Source organism: Planctopirus hydrillae, assembly GCF_001707835.1.
In the GTDB taxonomy this organism is placed as follows: Bacteria; Planctomycetota; Planctomycetia; order Planctomycetales; family Planctomycetaceae; genus Planctopirus; species Planctopirus hydrillae.
Genome location: NZ_LYDR01000128.1, coordinates 61,295 through 82,871, shown reverse-complemented (window position 1 = coordinate 82,871; position 21,577 = coordinate 61,295). Strand labels below are relative to the sequence as shown.

Sequence of the window (21,577 nt, the reverse complement as noted above, 5' to 3'; positions counted from 1 at the left end):
CTTATGCCTATGGATTTCTCGATCCACTCTATTCTTCTGGTGTGTTGCTGGCTGTGAAATCGGGTGATCAGCCGGTTTACGAGTTCTGGCCCCAGATGCTGAATTTCATACCTGGGTTGATATCAGTGTCTCCAAGGTGATTGCTTAAAGGATTTTTGACAGGTTGCGAAACCCTGGGTTTCAGGGTGCTTTCCCTACCAGATGACCAGTTGCTGTGACAAAGACGGCCACATGAAATACACCCGCAGTGTGCTGATCGTTGAAGACGAAGAGATCATCCGGACATCGCTGCTGGAATTTCTGACGGATGAAGGCTATCAGGCCATGGCGGCCCCCAATGTGGCCACGGCTTTGAAGCTGGCTCGCGAACGTGAGTTTCAAGTCGCGGTCTGTGATGTTCAGCTCCCGGATGGTGATGGTCTGGCACTGCTCCGCAAGCTGCAGCAGATTACTCCCGGAGTTTCCGGCTTGATCATCACGGCCTATGCCACAGTCGAGAATGCGGTCGAAGCGTTTAAATCTGGTGCGTTTGATTATCTCGTCAAGCCGGTGATCTTCGACGATCTCGCCAATAAGCTGGCCAGACTGTTTCAATACCGCGATCTGTATCTCGAAAACCAGATCTTGCGGCGTGAGTTAGCCCGCCGGGATGATGGCGATGAAATCGTCGGTTCGAGCACGATTCTGCGAGAAGTTCAGGACTCTGCCCGGAAAGTCGCCCTGGCGAATGCCAATGTGCTGCTGGTGGGAGAATCCGGCACCGGGAAAGAACTTTTTGCCCGCATGATCCATAAGTGGGGGCCCAAAAAAGACGAGCGGTTTCTGGCAATTCATTGCGGCATGCGTCCGATTGAAATGCTTGAGAGCCAGCTCTTCGGAGCTGCGGCGGGAACAATTCCAGGAAGTGGTGAACAATCGGGAGCGTTTCGCTCGGCTGAGAGTGGCACTGTCTACCTGGATGAGATCACTCTGCTGCCACTGGCCATGCAGGCCAAACTCGTGCGAGCTATGGAATACAGTGAGGTACTCCCGCTAGGAAGCGCTGATGCTGCCAAAATTCAGTGCCGTATCATCGCGTCATCGTCGCGCGACCTCGCACAGGAGATTGCTGAAGGTCGCTTTCAGGACGATCTGTTCTACAGGCTGGACGGAGTGAAGTTGCTCATTCCTCCACTTCGAGACCGGCTCGACGATATCCCGGAACTGGTCGATTTTTTTATCGCCCGCCACAGCAAAGTGATGAATCGTCGCGTGACCAGCGCGACCAGCGAAACCATCCGGCTGTTGCTGACGGCTAACTGGAAAGGGAATGTCCGGCAGCTCGATAATGCCATTCAACGGGCAGTGATGCTCTGTGATTCAACGCAGATCACCCCCAAAGACCTGCCACCAGACCTTGTGGGAATATCTCAACCACTGCCAGATACCGATGATCTGCGAACAGCGATTCGCCACTACGAGAAGATGCATATTCTTCGAGTTCTAAAACTTTGCCCCGACAAACGCGAAGCCGCAAAACGACTCAAGCTGGGCCTGTCGAGCCTCTACCGCAAGATCGAAGAACTTGGAATCGATCTATAATACGTATCCGAAAAATCAATATCGCATTGAATCTCATTAAAACGACTTGGTCTCAATCACAGGCATGGCATCCGAATCGCTTTAATATCGTGGATGTGTGAGTTCTGACGATCGTTACGCCAGAAATTGTTCTAAGTTCGTATGCTTGGATCCAACCTTTGATTGGTAAAACACAGCCCGCGACATGCGGTCATGTCGCGGGCTGTGGGTGCTGAGCACCATCAATGGGCCCATTTAAAAAATGAGCCTGTTCAAGAGTTTTGCGGATGGACATGTGCGGGGCGTCCTCCACAGAACTTAAGCCGGCTGAAGATGTGTGAGCACATCCTTCAATCGGTTACGAGCTGTGTGGAGCCTGCGCTTGATAGTGCCGACCGGACTCTGGAACTGCTGGCTCATTTCTATCAGTGATTGACCTTCAAAGTAGAAGGCCAACAACGTGGCTCGATCCAATGCCCGCAGCTTTCGCAGCCCAGCCTTCACCTCTCCAGCCGCTTCACCCTTCAAAATATGCTCGAGCGGAGAGCGACCTTCGCCCCGGATGTTTCCGAAGATTTCGGGGCTGCTGATCGTTTCCTTCGGGCGACGGACAACCCGGTTGATGGCCATCCGCACGGTGATTCGCCGCAACCAGCCGGCAAACCGTTCTGGTTCACGCAACTGAGGCAGCTTCCGCATGGCCTGAACCAGGACATCCTGTGTCAACTCGGCAGCTTCAGTCCGATTTCGCAACCGCCGCAAAGCAATGGCGAAGATGGTCGATTCGAACTGCCGGGCGAGCACACCGAAGGCCTGCCGGTCACCTGATTGAGCCAATTCCACTAACTGCAACAATTCCAATTCATCAACCATATTTATTCGATCCCAACCTGCATTCACCCTCGGGCATAAAGGCCACCGTGGCTCAGGCAGATATCACTGTTCTGCTGTTTCAATGCGGTCGAGACAAAGCGGTGGGACTGATCGCCAGGATGGGAGATCTGCCGAGTTCACTCGAAGATTGCCATCTGTTGAGCAGGAGGTGCTTTGCCTGACGATGCCGCCAGAAAACAAGCAGGAAATTCAGGAAGTCATTTGCACATCCCCAGGGAGACGCCCCTGCGAGAAATGCCCAATGTGGTCAAAAGGAGATGTTCCGTTTGCCACTCCCTGCATCGAGAACTTTTGCGGCTGACGAAGCCATGGCTTCAGATCAACCGCATGGGAATCTCGATTCAGTCATCCGTTGCGAATCGGCCTGCTACCGAGGAACTCTGGTTGAGTTCACCTTTGACGAAGACTTCGCCAGTCAAGCTGGAGAAATCTTCTGTTGCAGACGACCGCTGTGCTTGAACTGGCAATTAGCCAGCACAAACAGGCTGCAGGCGAAAACCGGCGCTTATGGCACCAAAAGCCTGCCATCTGCCGCCGGAAAGCCAATTCAGCCAAGAGCCGACTGGCATCATCCCGACGGAGACTTGCGGATCACTGACGCAGCACGAATCGTTTCTTTGCCCCGGTTGTACATCCTGTACCTGACGTACTACGACCTCGCTGGGTCGATAACTACGCAGATAACAGGGCGGTTCATTCACCGTGGAAAACGACTCTTTGTGATGGGGTGATCGTTTCGACATCTTGAGTAATGAATCATCAAGACGTGTCGATCCACGATGACCCAGAGCGGCGGCGGCGACTGTCGCAATGTTTGCGGCGACAATGGTCGTGGTGTTTGCAATTGCAATGCCGTTGAACTGGTTCATCGTTAAACCCCCTGCGGACTTGCCGCAGCTTCCTTTTTGGAATCGAACTGTAAAGCTGTTTCGGTTCTTTCCTGATCACTCAATCATGTGTGGTGGGTGCCACTCGGCAAGCCCATCAAGAAACACACTCGTTAACCATAGGCTTTCACAAAGCCCAATGAATACTGGTGATCTGTACAGAAAACATCAAGAGATGTTTCAACAATCCCAGTGATTACGAATGCATTATCGCCACGCTCACTATGACGCAATCATGGCTGCTGAGGTTCGCACTGAAAACTCGAAAAAATGGAAATTTCCTAAAAACGTCCGGATTCAACACTCTCGGGCCGTTTGTCGAAGAGCACGCGATTGTTGAACCTGTGGTGGCGTCAGACTTTAGCGCAAGCCTGAGAAAATCTCAAAAAAAATCTGGAAAAAAGACTAAAGCGTCAAAGTTTGCCCAATCATCATGCCGATAACCTGATTGTGGGGTGCAATGCCTCACGGGGAGATTGACCTGCAGATCTCCTGCTTTGCCTGTTTTCACAAATCCCGCCTCGAACCCCTCCGCAACTGCATCTCACAAGGACATGACATGAAGTCGCTACTTTCCCTTGGAATGGCTGCAATGGCCATTATGTTTGCCGCCGGCTGTTGCTGCCCGCGGCAATACGCCTGCGTCAATCCCTGTACACCGGATCCTTGTGAAGCTGTGATTGCCGGCTGCGGACACAGCACCTGGTTCCAAAGAAAAGTTCAGCATTGGCGTGCCAAACGTGCTGCCCGCAAATGCTGTGGGTTTGGTTTAGGTGGCAGTGATTGCTGCGGCATGGCAGCTCCAACTGATGATTGCGGATGTGGTGGCGCTGGTGGCTTCCTCCTCGGCGGAGAGACCGGTGGCTGTTCATCATGCGGCTCTGCCGCCAGTGTGGGCGCCAATTACATGCCAAGTGCGCCGGCAGCCAGCCAAATGGCGCCCGTTCCACCTGTGCCCCCAGTGACAACTCCCGCGCCGATGTCTCCCATGACACCAATGCCCATTCCCGAATTCAATTCGAGCCAGCGAATGAGCACTCCCCAAAGCCAGTTTGCACAGATGCAGCCGCAGCAAGTCTCTTATGAAGAGTTTCAGCGTCTGCCAGGTGTGATCATTCAGGGACCAACACCAGTCGGCAGCCCCATGGCAACTGTGCAGGCTTCTGGGCCCACACCTTTGCAGACAGTCAGCTTTGAAGCAGCTATGCCTCAAGCAGCACCTGTTCCAGCAACCACCGTTCAACCAACCACGATTCAGCCAGTGCAGTTCCTGCAACCAGTTCAGGCCAGACCAACAGCTCCTGGCAGTCCTGTCTGGACTCCCGCCCATTAATCGCTGGTTTAGTTCAACTCAGATGCTCAAATGATCTGACGAACTTTGTTGACTCATGAAAAAAAGGCTGTCCTGCCCTCGCGGTGGAGACAGCCTTTTTTCGTTTCCAAAACAAGAAGGTATCGATGCAACTTTTGAATTGATTGAAATTCACCAGAATTCAGACCGACAGGCCAAATCTGAACAGAAATGTGAACAATCAACTGGCCACGAGACTTGACAGCGCGATAATATGTTTACACAAGGATTTGTGCATAATATGATGTTACGATCACATGATGCAATTTTTTGAATTCATAACAACTACACATCTGGTGGGGTGGAGCATGCGGATTTCTTCAAAACGTATTTCATCAAAAGGGTTTACGCTGATTGAGCTGCTGGTGGTGATTGCCATCATCGCAATTCTGATCGCTTTGTTGTTGCCAGCCGTGCAACAGGCTCGAGAGGCCGCACGCAGGACGCAGTGCCGGAACAATCTCAAGCAGTTAGGTCTGGCACTGCACAATTATCACGACAATTACCTAATGTTTCCGCGGGGGAATTATCAGTCGCAGACGGGTGGCGGAACGATTCAGGATCCAAACCCTTATCGAGGCCGCAGTGCCCACATGATGATTTTGCCATACATTGATCAGGGCCCACTGTACAACACGCTGAATTTTGGTTTGGCATCCGACAGTGGAGTCAATGGCCAGGCCTGCCAGCGCATTATTGCCGCGTTTTTGTGCCCCTCCGATCTGGGGACAGACAACTCGGCAATCGGTGGCGGGAACAATTATGTTGGTTCAGCAGGGCCCAGTGTCTATTGGGGCAGCCATACGACCGCGAACACCGATGCGATACAGATCGGACTGTTCAACACACGGGTGAGCGTGGCGATCCGCGATGTGACGGACGGTACCTCGAATACAGTGGCCATGAGCGAGCAGATCATTGCCAGGCCAGACAGTACTCCACTGAGCACCAATTCGAGAGCCGCCACGAAGCGTGGCGGTTCGTTGGGATCGATTCCGCAGACATTTATGTCGGTCGCAGATCAGAAGACGTTCACCGATAGTTGCCTGGCGGCATCGGTGGGATATGTGGATGACTCGGGAGGCGAGGGCATCCGCTGGACGAACGGGATTGCGAACCAGACGCTGTTCAACACGATTCTGACACCAAATTCCAATCTGCCAAACTGCGTCAACGCCTGCACAACATGCTCGGCCACAGACAATATGGGTGTCTGGGCAGCCCGCAGCCGACATACCGGAGGTGTCCATGCTTTGATGGCGGATGGTGCCGTCAAGTTTGTGAGCGAGAATGTGGACAATACAACATGGCAGCGTGCCGGAGCACGGGCTGATGGAAATACCCTGGGTGAGTTTTAAGCTCTCATGAATTGGCATTGAGGGACCAGAAGAGAACCTCAAGACTCACTGTGCCTCACAGTGGGTTTTGATAGATCGCCTTCTGTATCGCAAATGAAACTCCATGAATCGTAAGGTGAGTCAGAGATGATGTCGCGACTGCTGCAGATGGCCCTGGTTCTTTCCGTCCTTGTTTGGGTCGCCGGTTGTGGCAATGACCGCCCGGCTTTACCCGTCTATTCACTGGATGGTCTCAAGAGAGACCTGGGATCCATTGCCCAGACCGGGGACGGTGGGAGTGCGCTGGAAGGAATCAAATACTCCATCGAGAAGCTGGCCAGTGAAAAGTTCGCAGGAGCTGAAGAACTGAAGAAACAATTCAGTCGTCTGGAAAAAGCTGGCAATGCGGAAAACCGCAAGCAGATCGCTGGCGAGATGCTCAAAATTGTGGAAGCACCCAAACCCGCCGCTTAAAGTCTGGCTGAGTTCCGAAAGTTGGATGTCGATTGCTCATTCAGCAGAGCAGTGTTTCTCACCTTGCCTTCATAAAGGCAATCACACAAAGTTTTCATGAACCCGGTGGCCACTCTTCAAAGTGCCTGCCGGGTTTTGTTTTTGATAAGGGGTTTGCTGAGCACAAGCTGATTGTGCGATGAGGGCACCGCTTTGAGGACGAGCCTGGTTCACTGAAGATACCCAGCAATTCATTCCGTCTACGAAATGAGATCAAAATGAGTTCTATGGACTAATAAGAGCGGCGCTGGCGGCTGGAAGGTATGTTCAGCGCTTTGCGGTATTTGGTCACAGTCCTACGGGCGAGGTTGAAGCCGTGCTTGGCAAGTTCTTCGACCAGAGCATCATCGCTCAATGGGTCATCCTTGTTTTCGCCATCCACAATCTCTTTGAGTTTGAGGCGGATGATGTGCCACGCAACCTCTTCCCCTTCGGCCGTTGTCGTACCACCTCCAAAGAACCTTTTAAGTGGAAACAGTCCCCGTGGTGTCTGGATCCATTTGTCATCCACAGCACGTGAGACAGTCGTGACGTGGACTTTGACGATGTCCGCAATCTGCTGCATTTTGAGAGGCGAAATAAACTCCGGGCCTTTTTCGAGGAATTCGATTTGATGATCAACAATGGCCTGAGCCACGCGCTTGAGCGTATTGTGCCGCTGTTCGATCGATTCAATCAGCCACTTAGCCGATTCCACCTTACGTTTGATGTATTCCCGCGTGGTGGGATCAGAAGCTCCCTGCCGCAACATCTCAATATACCGCTTACTAATCCGCAGCCTGGGTGTGTACTCATCTTCGAGGCGTACGACATACTTGCCGTTCTCATCCTGTTCGAGATAGAGATCAGGTGAGACTGTCTGATTCGGCCGGCTCTCGAACTCCGCCCCAGGATAAGGATTCAGCTTTTGAAGCTCTTTGAGAGCTTCTTTGATGAGATTCAGCGAGTACCCCGTCTTCCGCTCAATGAGTGGCAGGCGGTTCTGTGCAAGGTCTTCGAGGTGCTGGGTAATGAGCACAGCCAATACATCTCGAAAAGGGGTGTCTTCCTTGAGTTGCAAGAGCAGGCACTCTTTGGCATCGCGAGCACCGACACCTGCGGGTTCAAGCTTTTGAATGAGGCTTAAAGCCTGCTGGGCATCTTCGAGGCGAACGTGCCGACCATAGAGCTGAATCAGATCGTTGAGCGGGCTCTGCAGCCTGCCGTGATGATCGAGGTTCTGAATCAGAAATTCGCCAAAATCACGAATTTCCCGAGGAACGGTGAAGTAACTGAACTGATCGAGGAGGTGGTCGTGAAGCGACTGCGGTTTTTCGGTGATATTCGCAATCATGTCATGAGCGCGATCACCCGCTTCATCGATCCGATTGGAAGAGGGCTTACTACCCGACGTATAGTTGTCTTCCGGCCAGTCCTGGGAGATTTCCAGCAGTCGCTCGAAAGCGGCTTCGCCATTCGCCTCATCTTTGCCTGCCATTTCTTTGGCAGTGATGGGAGTTTCAAAGGCTTCATCTCGGGCCGATTCCATCTCGGCGAGTTTGCCGGGAGCGTCGGGTTCGTCGAGGCGCATTTCGAGACAGACGTTTTCGGCAAGTTCCTGTTCGATGCGTTCCTGCAAAGCCAGCACCGGCAGTTGCAGGATTTCCATCGATTGGATCATGCGCGGAGCCAGCCGCATTTGCTGGCTCATCTTCATATGTTGACCGAGATTGAGCTGCATAAGTGATCCCGGTGGAAAAATCAGCAAATCAGGTAAACGAAATCCGGCTTGTTCACGGGCCCAAAAATTCGCCCAAATGTCGCTTGGTGCCGGTCCCTCTGTGTGTGGCCCAGAAACTACATTACTTCAGTATAAGCGAATACGCGGTTGTCTTCACAGAGAATGTACCCTGTTTATTCAGCTTTGGCGTACGATTTGCTGTAAGTTTTATTGAAGAGATGGAAATTCTTGACGTTGTGCCAATTCCAACGGAATTTTGCGGAATTTGTACAAGTTTTGGCTCTCTTTGCGCTCCATCTTCATGATTTGGGCCCTGCCACTCCGTGCGATCTGGAAGCACGCAGTGAGAGAATTTGCGAAATTCATTGAAAATCCTGCAGCGTGCAGGATTCATCAAAAGCTCTGGCGGCCCTTGAGAGCATCCGAGAGCATTTCGCGATTAGCAAATTCCAGCACACTGCCCGTCGCGATCCCGCGTGCCAGACGAGTGATTTTGACCGGTTCGTCGGCCAGAAGATTCACGATATAAAGTGCGGTTCCATCCCCTTCGAGAGTGGGATTTGTGGCCATCACCAGTTCGCGAATCTTCCCGGATTTGACCCGGCGGATGAGCGTCGCGAGGTTCAAATCATCCGGGCCCACACCACTGAGCGGAGCGATGCGGCCACCCAGCACATGGTAGACGCCGCCAAAAGTTCCGGTCGCTTCCAGTGCCAGAAGGTCTCGCGGCTGCTCGACAATGCAGACCAACCCCTGATCTCGCCTCGAATCGAGGCAGATGTCGCAAGTTTCCTGCTCAGTCAGATTGTGGCAGACCGAACATCGACGAATTGTGCGGCGAACATCCAGAATGGCATGGGCGAGGGCAGCCGCTTCTTCCTCGGAGCAATCGAGAAGATGCTGTGCCAGCCGTTCCGCCGACTTCTGCCCAATCCCGGGGAGTGCCGCCAGTTGCTGAACAAGGAGGCCAACATGTCGGCCATACGCATGATGATTCGGTTCAATGGCACGGGGCATGACTCTCCTTAGTCCTCAATTGAAGTGCTGCTGCTGTCGATGGCTCGTTGACCCTGGATGCACTCGATTTCTGTGGTTTACTTATGGGGAGGGAAGTTTCCCACCGAGTAATCCTTGAAGCATGGAAAGATCACCCAGAGCCGATTGTGTTTCTTTGGCGGCAGCGGCCTGTGCCTGCTTCATCGCTTCGTTGGTGGCCTCAATGGTACAGCGGGCAATATCCGCTTCACGATAGCCGGGCTGAATTTCACAATTCGTCATGTGCAGCAAGCCATTCACCTCGACCTGCACGGGGCCTGAGGTCGCTGAAAAGCGGAGATTCGCGAGGTCAGTTTGCAGACGTTGAAACTTGGCAGCCATCTCTCCCATCTGGCTTCGCATCGACCACAAATTGGCAGCGAGGCCAGCCATTTGTCCAAACATTGCTGCTCTCCTGGATGAAAATTATGAAACAGGCATCGTCGTCATTAGAACTGTGGATCCCTGACTGCTCAATTTTAGTCGTCGGTGCTGGAATCTGCAGTCGTGTCCGAATTCTCTTCGATCTCCACGGAGACAATCCGCTCACGCTCATGCACGCGCCAGGAATCAATTCCGAAAGCCGCTCCAATCGACTGGACGAATCTGTCCTCTGGATCTTCGACAGTGCGGCTGGCTGGACGAATCGCTGGTGGTTCCGTCACTGAAGGATGAGGAAGAGTTGGCCGTTCGGCTCTTGAATTTGGAGAAGTTTCCGGTTGAGCGACACGCCCATTGCCATCCGCCAGTTGACCATTGGGAGAACTCGCAGGATGGTCTTTTGATGATGAAGACTCTGGATGTTTGAGCGGATTGGCTTCGCTGGATTCATGGGCAGAGCCGGTCGTGAAACGCAGACGAATGGATATTCCTGTTGCGGCTCGCAGTTGCTGTTCGAGCTTACTCACTATATTGGGTTGTTCGAGACACTGTTGCTCGAAGCGATGATTCGCCGAAATGACAATTTCCAGTTGGGTGGGGCCCGTCATCTGGCAATGCGTGGCACGCTGCAGGTGAATGCCAGTCAGATCGGTATTCCTGGTACGCAGATGTTCGAGCAGAGCCGCTTCATTCCCCGGTTGGAAAGCCAACTCAGGCTCTGGGAGCGAAGTACTGATACTGGAGGCTTCAGCGGAAGATTCTCCGGGAACGGTCGCGTTAGAACTTGCCGGAACAATGCCTGCATTCAGTCCGTTCCCCACAGCGTGTGGATCGTGCTGAAGTTCAGGCTGCGATTGAAGCTCAGCCTGTGATTGAAACTCAGGCTGTGATTTTTGAACATCTGGCAAATCGTGAGATTCGGGAGAGCTATGGGCGACGGCCACAGGTGGTGGCAGAACCCGGGGAGAAGAGTTCATGGGCCGGTCAGTTGCCAGGCGCCCGGAACTGGACGTGGCAGGAAGTGACTTCCCTTGAAACCGGGCAATCAACTCATCGAGGCGGCTGAGATCTTCCAGGAGCGTGATACGGACAAGTGCCAGTTCGGTGAGTGCTCGCCCCCAGGTTGCGCGGGCCATTTTGATCTTGGCTTCAGCCAGAATCTGCAGCGCTGCAGAGATCGTTTTCAACCCCCAGGCCTCGGCCTGTGTTTCGATTGTCGACCGAGATGATTCAGTGGCCCCCAGGAGAGCCACGCCTTTCACTCCTGCAGCAGTCACCATCAGATCACGCAGATAAGAAATCAGTTGATCGGTCAAGGCGTCGAGTTGGACGCCATCCAGAATCGCCTGATCGAGAGCCTCAAGTGCGCGGGCAGCATGACGGTCAATCAAAGCCTGTACCAGTTCAATGACCCGGTCATCGCTGGCAGTCCCCAGCAATCGATGCACATCGGCAACGGTGACATGCTGATGACCAAAGGCCAGCACCTGATCGAACAACGATTGACTGTCACGCATCGAGCCATTGGCTCTGCGGGAAACAAGTTCTATGGCTTCATCATCAACCTGAAAGCCTTCGGTGGTGGCAATCTGCCGGAGCCGTTCGCCAATACTTTCAATGTTGACAGTACCGAAATCAAATCGCTGGCAGCGCGAAAGAATCGTATCGGGAAGCTTGTTCGGCTCAGTCGTGCAAAAGATAAACTTCACCCCTTGAGGGGGTTCTTCGAGTGTTTTGAGCAGCGCATTGAAGGCTTCCTTCGTGAGCATGTGAACTTCGTCGATGATGTAAACCTTGTAGCGGGTTCGCATCGACTTGACGTTCACATTCGCTCGCAAAGTGCGGATATCGTCGATCCCCCGGTTCGAAGCACCGTCGATTTCGGAAACATCAACATCCTGCCCGGCGGAAACCGCCCGACAGATTTCACAGGTATTGCAAGGGACAGCGTCGACAGCATTCGGACAATTAAGGGCCTTGGCGAAGATTCGCGCCATCGAGGTCTTGCCCACACCCCGGGCACCGGTAAACAAATAGGCGTGAGCGACGCGGCCTTCAAGAATGGCGTTTCGCAGCGTCTGGGCAATTCGATCCTGCCCCACAACTTCGCTGAAAGTCTGCGGGCGGAATCGACGTGCCAGGACGGTATAGTTCTCAACATTCATCGGTCACTCGCCACATCACAAAGGAGCTTCGGCCCAACCAACTTCGCAGGTGGAAATACTGGCCACTGATTCTCGATTGAGAACTGGCCCAGGGAAGCAGGATGAATCGGCAAACAGGCGGATCGCGAATAGAAACTGACTCTCAAAAAGCCAGAAAATCACCCTGAACCCTCTGTTTCACAACAGTGAATGATACTTGGCAGAGCAGAAATTCGCTCACCACGAAGGGACATCCCGGCTGAGAAAATCCGAGAAGCTGCCCGAATTTGGCACCTTAAAAATCACCTCGGGGCAGGAATTATCGATTTCCACCAGTGCAAACGAGAAAAGGGGTGGAAAGCTGCCCCCTTCTGCACCTGAAAACCTGCTGCTTAGGGCTGCTTCCTTTCGGACCTGACCCGGTTCACACGGCCTCACCACAGTCGGAGGCAGCTTCTCACCCCCCGTAACTCCTGCATAGTTGTTATCGTCTCGTGTTCAGGATTGCAAGGAACAGGCCCGGCGACACGGCTGACTTTCGAATCGTCAGTCAGGCGGGTGCTGTCTGTGCGGTCGGAATGTTTTCTGACGGATGAATTTGACCTTTGAACTGGCCTGTGAATTCGATGACGCACATGAACAATTTTCAGTCGGTTTACATTCATGTGCCGTTTTGCCGACATCGCTGCGGCTATTGCGATTTTACGCTGGTGGCCGGGCGAGATGATCTCATTCCCAGGTATCTGGCTGCGCTGGAGCGGGAAATGCAGACCTATGATCAGCCAGTGGTCGTCCAGACTATCTTTTTCGGCGGGGGGACTCCTACCCATCTGCCAAGTGCCGAACTCAAACAACTGCTCAAGGCGGTGACAACTCGTTTTCCACTGGCCGCTGGTGGTGAATTTTCGATCGAAGCCAATCCTCTGGACATGACGGACGAAGTGATCGAAGTGCTGCACAGTGCGGGCTGCAATCGAGTCAGCCTGGGAGTGCAATCATTCGACAATAAACATCTGCAGACACTCGAACGCGACCATCAAGGGGGAGAGATCTCCGAGATTGTGCAGCGAATTCGGGCCAGGATTCCCAATGTTTCACTGGATCTGATTTTTGGTGTGCCCGGGCAAACTCTGGTCGATTGGGAGTATGACCTTGAGCAGGCACTCGTTTGCAGCCCCACACATCTTTCCACCTATGGACTCACCTTTGAAGAGGGAACAGCTTTCACAACCAGAAAACGACGTGGACAACTCACCGAGATTGACGAAGGTCTCGAACGGGAGATGTACGCTCTGGCCATCAAGACGCTTAACAAGGCAGGCTTTGAGCATTACGAACTCTCGAACTTCGCTCGCCACGGCTATCAATGTCAGCACAATCTGGCGTACTGGAATGGGTCGCCTTATGCCGCCTTTGGCCCGGGAGCAGCGAGTTATCTTGAGGGAACACGGCGAACCAATACTCGCAGTGTGCTGGGCTATTTATCGCGGATGGAGCAGGGAGCGTCAGTGATTGCCGAAGCGGAGACTCTGGAAAAAGAGCATGCCATGCGCGAAGCTCTTTATGTGGGTTTACGCCGCTTAAACGGTATGGATTACACAGAGTTTCAACAGCGGTTTGGTGTCGATCTGCAAGAGTTTGCGGGTGAGACCATTCAACGACTGGTCAAACAGGGTCTGTTGGCAACTGATGAAAAAGGAATTCGACTGACCGGTGAAGGGGTTTTTCTCGCCAATCGAGTCATGGCCGAGTTTCTCTAGCCGTGCCTGTCTCCCGAGAGCCAACGGATGGTGCCAACGGACAGCCTAAGCCGGCATGGAAGACTTTGCGGCCTGAGTAGCCCGTAGCGAATCAGGATCGTTTCTCTGACGGCATCTCATCTGCTGCCGAGCATTTTGATTGGACGGACGCCCACTTGCAGGGAAGAGTTCGAGAGTGACGAGTAAAGTTGTTTCTGGCAGCACGAGGAATCATTAAAGATGTTGAACTTGAGTATTGGTGCCAGGTATGGACTCGCCTTGCTGCTGGGCCTTGCCATCTTTACCCGACCTGCGGCAGCCTGCACCGGAATCACTTTGAAACCCAAAGACGGATCGATCATTTACGGCCGAACACTTGAGTTTGGTGCCGATCTGTTGTCGAACGTGGTGATTATCCCCCGTGGTTTTGCCTACACCGGGACCACACCTGATGGAACACCAGGCCTCAAGTGGAAGAGCAAGTACGCTTCGGTAGGGGCCAATGCCTTCGGGCTTCCCGTTCTACTGGATGGACATAACGAAAAGGGCCTCGCTTGCGGCCTCTTCTACTTTCCGGGCTATGCCAGGTATCAATCGATCAGTCAGGAAGACCTCCCACAGACGATTGCTCCCTGGGAACTGGGGGCCTATATATTAGGAACCTGCAGTACGATCGAAGAGACAACCCAGGCGATTCGCAGCGTCAAGGTGGCGAATACGGTCTTGCCGCAGATGAACATGGTACCTCCTGCCCACTACATCTTTACGGATGCGACAGGCCAGGCCATTGCCGTCGAATATGTCGGTGGAGAACTCAAGATTCACGAAAACAAACTCGGAGTCTTTACCAACGCTCCGACATTCGACTGGCATGTCACGAATTTGAGTAATTATCTCAACCTCGATCCCCTGGGAAAAACCTCGATCACTCTAGGTCAGCAGCAGGTGAATTCGCTCGGCATGGGAAGCGGCATGCTGGGCTTGCCTGGGGATTTCACACCTCCTTCACGATTCGTGCGGGCAGTCGCCTTTTCGAAAACAGCACTTCCCGTAGAAACCAGTCGCGAAGGAGTGCTGCAACTCTTTCATCTTCTGAATCAGTTCGATATCCCCAAAGGATCGGCCAGGTCACTTGAAAACGGTGAAGAAGTCGCTGATTACACGTTGTGGACGAGCGGAAATGATCTGACGAACAAGCGATTCTACTTCCGCACATTTGAGAACAGCGAAATCCGCATGGTGGACCTCATGAAGGGGCCGCTTGATGGAAAAGAGATGGTGGTCTTTTCCATGAAAGGCGATCAAAAAATCGAGGAACTCACGGCACCGGATCAAAAGGTTTCGAAAGTCTCGCCAGCTATTGCGCCTGTAAAAACCATCCAGATCACTGAAACGACCCGCCGCCAGCGAATCTTCCGCCGCCCAGCCAATTTGATTGCACCGTAAGTGCTAATGAGACATAAATAACGTCATTCAATGTCATTGGCAGTCAGTATCTGCAGGGTGCATGAAGTTCCAACTCAATGCACCATTCAAACGGTCGCAAATGTGCTCATGCGAGAGCAAGACTGCAGGCTGCAAAAAAGCAGGCCCTTCGCCGGATGCCACTGCTGGCTCATCAGAAGTGCTCCTCCCACATTGCACTCGGCATCACACCTCATTGTTGCCCACTGGCCAGAATTACCTCCCACCTGATATTCCTCATCCTTCGTGCTCTTCGCGATCTTCGTGGTGAACTCACTTCCCTGCTCCAGGCCGAGTTGAAGAACGCGTAAACCATCGCTGTGGGGCGAGGTTGTCTCCTGCCAGGATTGCAGCATGCGGAAGGCAACAACTCCTTGGGACTTGAAGACTGAAACAGGCTGGTCACAACCTGCAGCGAAATACTGGGGAATCCATTCAACTCATGATATCCTTAGTAGCGATTTTTGAACGGGAGGTCGAATCGAAAGAGCACTGTTGGCCAGCCAGCAGTGGCATACTGGCGTGAATGCTTGACTTTGGCGCTGATCGCACAAAGTTGAATACGGAGAAGCGATCGATGACATTGCGCGAATGGCTGATCCGTTTCATCGAGTGCGCTTTTGCGAGGGTCAAGTTGAATGATGGAACAACCCTGTACGAAGCGGCTTTCCATTCAAGCTATGGTATTGATAGTCACGAACTCTCTTTGGCTGATACCGCGGAACGCACTGACTGGAGGCGTGTGCCTGTCGATCATCTCTTTGCCCGGACCGATGCGATCTTCTTCATGAACCCGGCTGCCAAAAAGTTCTATTCGCCAGCGATCCTCCGCGCACTTCTCAAAGAGGGAATTCGAGATGGATTGATGTATGACGCTTTCCTCTTCGATCTTTCGGGATTGATTCGCGGATCAAAAGGAGAAGACACTTCATTTGCGAAACTTTACAACGCAGCTCAACGGGCCGCTTTTGTCCGGTTCTGCAAGTTTGCCGCATTCAATGCACCAAAGGAATTCGGTCGCGAGCAACCGCTACGCATCCTCGAACAACTTCGTCAATTGGAACCACCCGTCGAATAATCCAGGGATACCAAGGGGTCGGCACTGATTGCCAGCCACCTGACGCCAGGAATTCGCGTACTCCATGTGGCTGCTTCCAGTCCCTTCCCGTGCTCACTCAAGTGGAGTGTCCAAGTGTCGCCCAACCTGCGAAGAACTTCGACCAGCTTGTCGTTCAGGCCGATGCCCTCTTCCATGGATGTTGTCGATCTCAATTGATAGACGAAATCCTGATCTTCAGGATCGCGCCGTTGTTCGATCATCATGAACCCGACTAAGCCCGAGGCAGCCTCGACCCGCAATCGCACTTTCTCAGCCTTGACCAAACTCCCAGCGTCAATTGACAGGCGAAAGGTAAATTCGAGTGGACGTGGTTGAATCCCTTCACGTTCACAAACCACTGGCATTTCCACTTCTTTCGAATGCAAGGTGACACAGCCTGGAAGTCGCAGGCTACCTTTGTGCCGGAAGCGGAGGAAGTTTTGTTGACGGAGGAAGCACCCTGCAATTTTCTGAGGATTTCAGGTTGATTATGGCTTTGCTGGCACTCTTTTTGGGTTGCCCACAACTATCCAAAAGAGTTTCAGCCTCGGATACCCTGTCAAGGCATTGAAAACCTTCGGCCAGCTCATTTCAATCTCATCAACCTCTCGTGAATTTATCGCCTAGGTAGACGGAATACTGCCGACGTGGGTCACCCCGCGTGTACCCTAGAACAAGGACATTTTCAGATGCGTTTTATTATGCAGTGTGTGAGGCGAGTTTCTTGCAGCAACAGGCCATGGCTAATGTCAATGGCTTCAAGTTGCGTTCTTTTGGTTGTTTGTTCCGTGTCCGAGGCCAATGAAGAATTGAAATACCCTGAAAGGATTGATGTTCTAAAGAAGTCTCAATGCACAAAACCATCTTGATCAAAGAGGACGATGGAAGAGAAGCCAATATATCTTACTCCCCATTTATCACCTATATTCGTGGACACATGTTGGGATGGAGGCAGTGCTCCGAAGATGCAGTCAACATGGGGTTTTCTGTCACTCAGCTCACCTCTAGTGAAGTCACCGCTAGATGCATAGTGAAATGTAGAACCCCAGAGTTTAGTAAAGGAATAATCCAAGGATACAATGATTGCCAAGAATCTATAAGACTGTTGAAAAGGAGAAATGTCGGCGAAGAGCAATTGCGACGATCAATTGGTGAAAGTGAAATCCTGAAATCCCGCATTAGGATCGATGTCTATTAATGTTGCGAAGCGATTCAAGCCTGGCAAACTTGCACATATCATCCACTCGTGTCATCCACTCGTGGATTACCTGTGTGCCGGAGGCAAAAGATGTTCGGCTGCCGAAATTACTTCCATGTGGGTCTCCGAAGATCTCAGATGAGACTCTACTGAAAATACGGCTCCGCCAGTCCCCTCTTTTGGCTTCGCCCTGCCAGCAGAAATCGGAGTTTCAGCCAGGGCCACAAAGCGACGATGACGTCGCGTCTCACCGCAGTTCCGGACTCGCCGACATGACTTCTCACCAACTCTATTTCACAACCGGGCGCTGGCTCCGTACGTATTTGTGACACTCGACGCATGACTTCACCGCATCCATCCATTGCAAGGTGGCATTGTCAAAATTTCCCTTTTCGGCGGCATCCCGCAATTTGCTGACTGACCCACGGAATTCCGTATTGAAGTCCCGATAATCCTGGTCGAGGAGCACATTCCAGATCTCGGTTTTACTCATGGCAAGCAATGCATCCGCCCCCTGCACCACAAGTTGAGAATCTTCAGTGGTAATCCCCTCCAGAATCTTCGATGACGCATCGAGTTTCTTCCGCATGAAGGCGCTCAAAGACTGGTCTTCCTTATCAGCAGCTGTCGTAGCGCGGTAAAAGCTCCCCTCGGTAAGGGCCAAGGCCAGCAGGAGGAAAGTACCGATCATCCAACGAGCACGGGTGGAATGGAGTGAGAGCATCGATGAGCCTTTGAATAACTGGACGTCACGGGAGTTTGTATCGAAACGCTGCTTGACTCGGACAACTCTGGAATCTGAATTTCCTCAAGAATCAGGATTGTGAGAAACACTGTCAATACCCTGTTTCACGAAGAGCTGAGCGAATACGGTCCAATCGCGCGGGGTCTGCCCCGGGGAGGCTTCATGATACTGGGTGACCTGGAAAAGGCGGGTTAATCAACTGACAGGTCAACAAGACATCAGCATGTCGAGCGATTTGTGTCGATGTGAGAAATCAAAGTGGCAATAAATCAAAGGGGCTTGGGCTCTTTGCCACAGTTCGTGCGAATTGGTGCATTGGCATGCACCGTGCGTTTGAAGATGCTGCGCGTGGTGGTGAGCCGAATGGATGAGCGAAGAATTTAAACTTCTGAACATGCACTCCGGCCCGGGATGCATCTCGAATGATAATGATCAGCTCGTTTGATGATGCTTCCTTAAAGCCACTGCTGGGCCAGCCAGCAGTGCCACCCTGTCGGTGAAGTTTGGTGTGGCGAATCGGTGATGGTCTGGCTGTGGGTTGGCTGGCCAGATAAACTGCCGTAAGGTCTTCATGCAGCCGAGGAGGTGTGGGCATTGGAAAGCAGTCCGTTTCGATTGTTGCGGAATTTGAGTCGCACGCGAGAAATTGCGACCGTGTTGCTGAATCATGGGTTTGGCGACCTCGTAGATCGCATCGGGCTGCGCGAAGTTTGGTACCAGAGTATTCGCCGCGTGTTCTTCTGGCGGAGGCACAAACCGCTGCAGAAATGCACGACTGTTGAACGAGTGCGTCTCTCTCTCGAAAGTCTGGGGCCGACGTTTATCAAGTTTGGCCAGGTGATGAGTACGCGGCCAGATATCGTGCCGCCCGCAATGATCACCGAACTTAAGAAACTGCAGGAGCACGTCCCTCCCTTTGGCAGCGAGGCGGCGATCCGCGAAGTTGAAAGCGAGTTAGGAAAGCCAGTTCACGAACTTTACCGCGAATTTGATATGGAGCCTTTGGCTGCCGGTTCGCTGGCCCAGGTGCACCGGGCTGTGGCATTTGACGGCTCACAACTGGTGGTCAAGATTCGCCGGCCGAATGTCGTGCGAGATATCGAGCGCGACCTTTCGCTGCTCGAACAGATGGCTGTACTGGCCGAAGCCCATGTCCCGGAAACACGCGTATTTGACCCGACGGGACTTGTGAAGCATTTTGCGCGGTCGATTCGCCGGGAGGTGAACTTCGCACGCGAAGGCCGGACGATGGATGAGTTCCGACGGCTCTTTGCCGATGATCCTTCGCTCTATGTCCCGAAAGTCTGGATGGATCTGACGACAGAAGCGGTCCTGACGATGGAGTACATCGACGGCATCAAAGTCGATGATCGCGATGCGCTGGTGAATGCAGGCTGTGATCCGTGTGCCGTGGCAGCCAGCGGTGCCCGGCTCTACATGAAGCAGGCTTTTGAGCTAGGCGTGTTCCACGGCGACCCGCACCCCGGGAACGTGCGCGTCAAGCCTTGCGGCACAATTGTCCTGCTCGACTTCGGGATGATTGGCATTCTGGATGCCGATATTCGTGAGCAACTGGTCGATTTGTTTGTGGCCATCAGTCGGCAGGATGTTCCGCTGGCAGTGCGGGCCGTGTTGAAATTTGGAGAAAGTTCGACGGCAGTGGATGAAGCTTTACTGCATGTCGATATGCGGGATTTTCTCGGGAATTACTACGGTGTGCCGCTGGATAAGCTGAATGTCGGTACGTTGCTTGGCGACTTTATGTCGCTCCTGACGACACATCAGATCCGTTGCCCGGGGAGTCTGATGCTGCTGATTCGTGCGATTGTCACTTTAGAAGGAATTGGCCGACGGCTCGATCCGGACTTTAATCTGGCCCCTGTGTTGCAACCTTATATTGAAAATGTCGTCAGAGCCCGTTTTTCGCCCCAACGATTGCGGGCGGAGTTTCGTGCAGAGGCGAAAAAGCTCTGGAATGTCGCTCATGAACTGCCAGCGCATATCAATAAGGCTGTTGCCAAGCTGAGTCAGGATGACCTGCGGGTGCATCTGGAACATCAGGGGCTGGGACAACTGATTCTCGAACTTGAGCGGGCGAGCAATCGACTGGTGGTCGGATTTGTCGTTTCGGCGTTGATCGTCGCTTCGGCCCTGATTATCCGACAGGGGATGGACTCATTGTGGTTCAGCGTGCCCATCTACTTCACATCCAGCGTTCTGGCTCTCTGGCTGATCTATGGGATCTTCCGAAGTGGTCGACTGTAGATGCCGAATCGCTAAATAGAAATTAAATAGCGTATTATAACATCTTTTTTCGACAGAGATCTTCCAAGGCGGCTTCAAGTCGTGGAAACGTAAACGTGAAGCCTTCGTTTGCTAATCTTTTCGACACAACATATCGGCCATAGAGTACGAGTTCTGGATCGGTGCGAAAGAAGAGTGGAGCACCGATGCGAACCATCCACTCGAATGCCGGTAAACCAATGGGCATTCCCATGGTCTTTCGCAGTGTTCGCATGAATTCGACTTGAGAAACTGGATTCGGAGCCGATGCGATATAGATACCTGACATGGATTGCTCTGTGATGGCTCTGGTGAAAAGCCTGTTCAGGTCATACTCGTGGATCCATGACAGGCCTTGTGTCCCTTTGCCGACCCGGCCTCCCAGGCCCAGCTTTGTGATCAAGCCCAGAGTCCCCAGTGCGCCACTTCCGGCACCGCGATCACGACCGATCACGAAGCTTGTTCGCAGGATCACACCCCGCTGACCAGGTAATTGACTTCGCGCGAATTCAGACTCCCAGGCGCGACCGATCATGGGTGCAAAGCCAATGCCTTCGATACTTTCCTCGCTACAAACAGCAGTGGGCGGATCGCCATAGATGTGTGCCGTACTCATCTGCACCCAGACAGGTGGCGGAGAGCTGATGACACGCATGGCTTCTCCGAGGACCCGCGTCGATTCGACTCTGGATCGAAGAATTTCATCCTGATGATCCGGAGTCTTGATGCAGTTCACGGTTCGTCCCGCCAGATTCACAACGGCATCTGCACCGTCCAGTGATTCCATCCATTTCCCAGGAGTCCGCCCGTTCCAGGTCACCGCTTCCCAGCCACCACTTTTCTTCACCTGGGAACGGGAAAGTATTGTGACCTGCCCTCCGGCCTCTACAAAGTGCTCTGCCAGCGACAAACCAATAAAGCCGCTTCCTCCTGCAATCACAATCCGCTTGCCACTCAGTTCTGCCATGGTTCATCGACCCTGGGATTTGCTTCCATTTGAACTGGCCCCATCACGTGAGCTGAACAAGATTTCGCCGGTGAAGCGCCTGCGACGTGCCAGAGATCGCTTTGAAACATATTGCGTGATAAACCGGATAAAACGGCACACGATAACCTCAATTGCCGGTAAGTTTTCGTGGAAAGCTCACTATTGGTCATGAGCGAGACACCTGGTTCTCAGCACGTGAATGACTTCGCGAACCGTGGCACCAGATGACAAATTCGCCT

The 21,577-nt window shown here is 52.8% G+C and carries 17 protein-coding genes and 1 other RNA gene; 9 read left to right on the top strand and 9 right to left on the bottom strand.

Features of this window, described 5'->3' with window-relative positions; genetic code table 11:
* Positions 1–231: 231 nt before the first annotated feature.
* Positions 232–1,581: a sigma-54-dependent transcriptional regulator gene (locus tag A6X21_RS16225; RefSeq protein WP_083233664.1), complete on the top strand. Its 1,350-nt coding sequence runs from the start codon at positions 232–234 to the stop codon at positions 1,579–1,581.
* Positions 1,582–1,878: 297 nt separating this feature from the next.
* Here the strand turns inward: A6X21_RS16225 and A6X21_RS16220 are convergent, their stop codons facing one another.
* Positions 1,879–2,433 (bottom strand): RNA polymerase sigma factor, encoded by a 555-nt coding sequence (locus A6X21_RS16220; RefSeq protein ID WP_068849732.1) that lies wholly within the window; start codon positions 2,431–2,433, stop codon positions 1,879–1,881.
* Positions 2,434–2,711: 278 nt separating this feature from the next.
* Between A6X21_RS16220 and A6X21_RS24400 the strand changes: the two genes are divergently transcribed.
* The 4 genes from A6X21_RS24400 to A6X21_RS16200 all read left to right on the top strand — a co-directional run bounded on the left by A6X21_RS24400 (position 2,712) and on the right by A6X21_RS16200 (position 6,503).
* Positions 2,712–3,185, top strand: coding sequence for a hypothetical protein (locus A6X21_RS24400; RefSeq protein WP_165603826.1), 474 nt, complete (start codon positions 2,712–2,714; stop codon positions 3,183–3,185).
* Between the two features lie 748 nt (positions 3,186–3,933).
* Entirely contained in the window at positions 3,934–4,674 is a 741-nt protein-coding gene (locus A6X21_RS16210) for a hypothetical protein (RefSeq protein ID WP_131818382.1), read from the top strand.
* 326 nt (positions 4,675–5,000) lie between these two features.
* A complete protein-coding gene (locus A6X21_RS16205; RefSeq protein ID WP_068849724.1) occupies positions 5,001–6,050 on the top strand; it encodes a DUF1559 domain-containing protein in 1,050 nt (349 codons plus the stop codon).
* A gap of 126 nt (positions 6,051–6,176) precedes the next feature.
* A complete protein-coding gene (locus A6X21_RS16200; protein WP_131818381.1) occupies positions 6,177–6,503 on the top strand; it encodes a hypothetical protein in 327 nt (108 codons plus the stop codon).
* Positions 6,504–6,774: 271 nt separating this feature from the next.
* On the opposite strand, the gene rpoN is transcribed toward A6X21_RS16200, so the two are convergent.
* The 5 genes from rpoN to ffs all read right to left on the bottom strand — a co-directional run bounded on the left by rpoN (position 6,775) and on the right by ffs (position 12,276).
* Positions 6,775–8,262 (bottom strand): RNA polymerase factor sigma-54, encoded by a 1,488-nt coding sequence (gene rpoN, locus A6X21_RS16195; RefSeq protein WP_068849718.1) that lies wholly within the window; start codon positions 8,260–8,262, stop codon positions 6,775–6,777.
* A 393-nt stretch (positions 8,263–8,655) separates the two neighbouring features.
* A complete protein-coding gene (gene recR, locus A6X21_RS16190; RefSeq protein ID WP_068849715.1) occupies positions 8,656–9,279 on the bottom strand; it encodes a recombination mediator RecR in 624 nt (207 codons plus the stop codon).
* An 81-nt stretch (positions 9,280–9,360) separates the two neighbouring features.
* Positions 9,361–9,702 carry a YbaB/EbfC family nucleoid-associated protein gene (locus A6X21_RS16185; protein WP_068849712.1) on the bottom strand — a complete coding sequence of 114 codons (342 nt, stop codon included), beginning with the start codon at positions 9,700–9,702 and terminating at the stop codon, positions 9,361–9,363.
* 74 nt (positions 9,703–9,776) lie between these two features.
* The gene (gene dnaX, locus A6X21_RS16180) at positions 9,777–11,843 is read right to left on the bottom strand and encodes a DNA polymerase III subunit gamma/tau (protein WP_068849711.1); all 2,067 of its coding nucleotides are present in this window, start codon (positions 11,841–11,843) and stop codon (positions 9,777–9,779) included.
* Between the two features lie 336 nt (positions 11,844–12,179).
* Positions 12,180–12,276, bottom strand: an RNA gene (gene ffs / locus A6X21_RS16175) — signal recognition particle sRNA small type.
* 181 nt (positions 12,277–12,457) lie between these two features.
* On the opposite strand from ffs, the gene hemW reads away from it, so the two are divergent.
* The 3 genes from hemW (at position 12,458) to A6X21_RS16155 (ending at position 16,103) form a co-directional block, all read left to right on the top strand.
* Positions 12,458–13,582, top strand: coding sequence for a radical SAM family heme chaperone HemW (hemW, locus tag A6X21_RS16170; RefSeq protein WP_068849708.1), 1,125 nt, complete (start codon positions 12,458–12,460; stop codon positions 13,580–13,582).
* A gap of 219 nt (positions 13,583–13,801) precedes the next feature.
* A complete protein-coding gene (locus tag A6X21_RS16165; protein WP_068849705.1) occupies positions 13,802–15,007 on the top strand; it encodes a linear amide C-N hydrolase in 1,206 nt (401 codons plus the stop codon).
* 595 nt (positions 15,008–15,602) lie between these two features.
* Positions 15,603–16,103 carry a DUF6714 family protein gene (locus tag A6X21_RS16155; RefSeq protein ID WP_205847480.1) on the top strand — a complete coding sequence of 167 codons (501 nt, stop codon included), beginning with the start codon at positions 15,603–15,605 and terminating at the stop codon, positions 16,101–16,103.
* Here the strand turns inward: A6X21_RS16155 and A6X21_RS16150 are convergent.
* Complete coding sequence (locus A6X21_RS16150) at positions 16,079–16,489, bottom strand: hypothetical protein (RefSeq protein ID WP_068849699.1); 411 nt, start codon at positions 16,487–16,489, stop codon at positions 16,079–16,081. The genes A6X21_RS16155 and A6X21_RS16150 overlap by 25 nt on opposite strands.
* 1,122 nt (positions 16,490–17,611) lie before the next feature.
* The gene (locus tag A6X21_RS16140) at positions 17,612–18,046 is read right to left on the bottom strand and encodes a cytochrome c (RefSeq protein WP_068849693.1); all 435 of its coding nucleotides are present in this window, start codon (positions 18,044–18,046) and stop codon (positions 17,612–17,614) included.
* Positions 18,047–18,721: 675 nt separating this feature from the next.
* Between A6X21_RS16140 and A6X21_RS16130 the strand changes: the two genes are divergently transcribed.
* Positions 18,722–20,332, top strand: coding sequence for an ABC1 kinase family protein (locus tag A6X21_RS16130; RefSeq protein ID WP_240490292.1), 1,611 nt, complete (start codon positions 18,722–18,724; stop codon positions 20,330–20,332).
* Positions 20,333–20,366: 34 nt separating this feature from the next.
* On the opposite strand, the gene A6X21_RS16125 is transcribed toward A6X21_RS16130, so the two are convergent.
* Positions 20,367–21,317 carry a TIGR01777 family oxidoreductase gene (locus A6X21_RS16125; protein ID WP_068849685.1) on the bottom strand — a complete coding sequence of 317 codons (951 nt, stop codon included), beginning with the start codon at positions 21,315–21,317 and terminating at the stop codon, positions 20,367–20,369.
* Positions 21,318–21,577 lie beyond the last annotated feature (260 nt).

Coding starts and splice junctions, on each gene's coding strand:
- A6X21_RS16225 (WP_083233664.1), top strand. CDS start 232: ATGAAATACACCCGCAGTGTGCTGATCGTTGAAGACGAAGAGATCATC.
- A6X21_RS16220 (WP_068849732.1), bottom strand. CDS start 2,433: ATGGTTGATGAATTGGAATTGTTGCAGTTAGTGGAATTGGCTCAATCA.
- A6X21_RS24400 (WP_165603826.1), top strand. CDS start 2,712: ATGTTCCGTTTGCCACTCCCTGCATCGAGAACTTTTGCGGCTGACGAA.
- A6X21_RS16210 (WP_131818382.1), top strand. CDS start 3,934: ATGGCCATTATGTTTGCCGCCGGCTGTTGCTGCCCGCGGCAATACGCC.
- A6X21_RS16205 (WP_068849724.1), top strand. CDS start 5,001: ATGCGGATTTCTTCAAAACGTATTTCATCAAAAGGGTTTACGCTGATT.
- A6X21_RS16200 (WP_131818381.1), top strand. CDS start 6,177: ATGATGTCGCGACTGCTGCAGATGGCCCTGGTTCTTTCCGTCCTTGTT.
- rpoN (WP_068849718.1), bottom strand. CDS start 8,262: ATGCAGCTCAATCTCGGTCAACATATGAAGATGAGCCAGCAAATGCGG.
- recR (WP_068849715.1), bottom strand. CDS start 9,279: ATGCCCCGTGCCATTGAACCGAATCATCATGCGTATGGCCGACATGTT.
- A6X21_RS16185 (WP_068849712.1), bottom strand. CDS start 9,702: ATGTTTGGACAAATGGCTGGCCTCGCTGCCAATTTGTGGTCGATGCGA.
- dnaX (WP_068849711.1), bottom strand. CDS start 11,843: ATGAATGTTGAGAACTATACCGTCCTGGCACGTCGATTCCGCCCGCAG.
- hemW (WP_068849708.1), top strand. CDS start 12,458: ATGAACAATTTTCAGTCGGTTTACATTCATGTGCCGTTTTGCCGACAT.
- A6X21_RS16165 (WP_068849705.1), top strand. CDS start 13,802: ATGTTGAACTTGAGTATTGGTGCCAGGTATGGACTCGCCTTGCTGCTG.
- A6X21_RS16155 (WP_205847480.1), top strand. CDS start 15,603: ATGACATTGCGCGAATGGCTGATCCGTTTCATCGAGTGCGCTTTTGCG.
- A6X21_RS16150 (WP_068849699.1), bottom strand. CDS start 16,489: ATGCCAGTGGTTTGTGAACGTGAAGGGATTCAACCACGTCCACTCGAA.
- A6X21_RS16140 (WP_068849693.1), bottom strand. CDS start 18,046: ATGCTCTCACTCCATTCCACCCGTGCTCGTTGGATGATCGGTACTTTC.
- A6X21_RS16125 (WP_068849685.1), bottom strand. CDS start 21,317: ATGGCAGAACTGAGTGGCAAGCGGATTGTGATTGCAGGAGGAAGCGGC.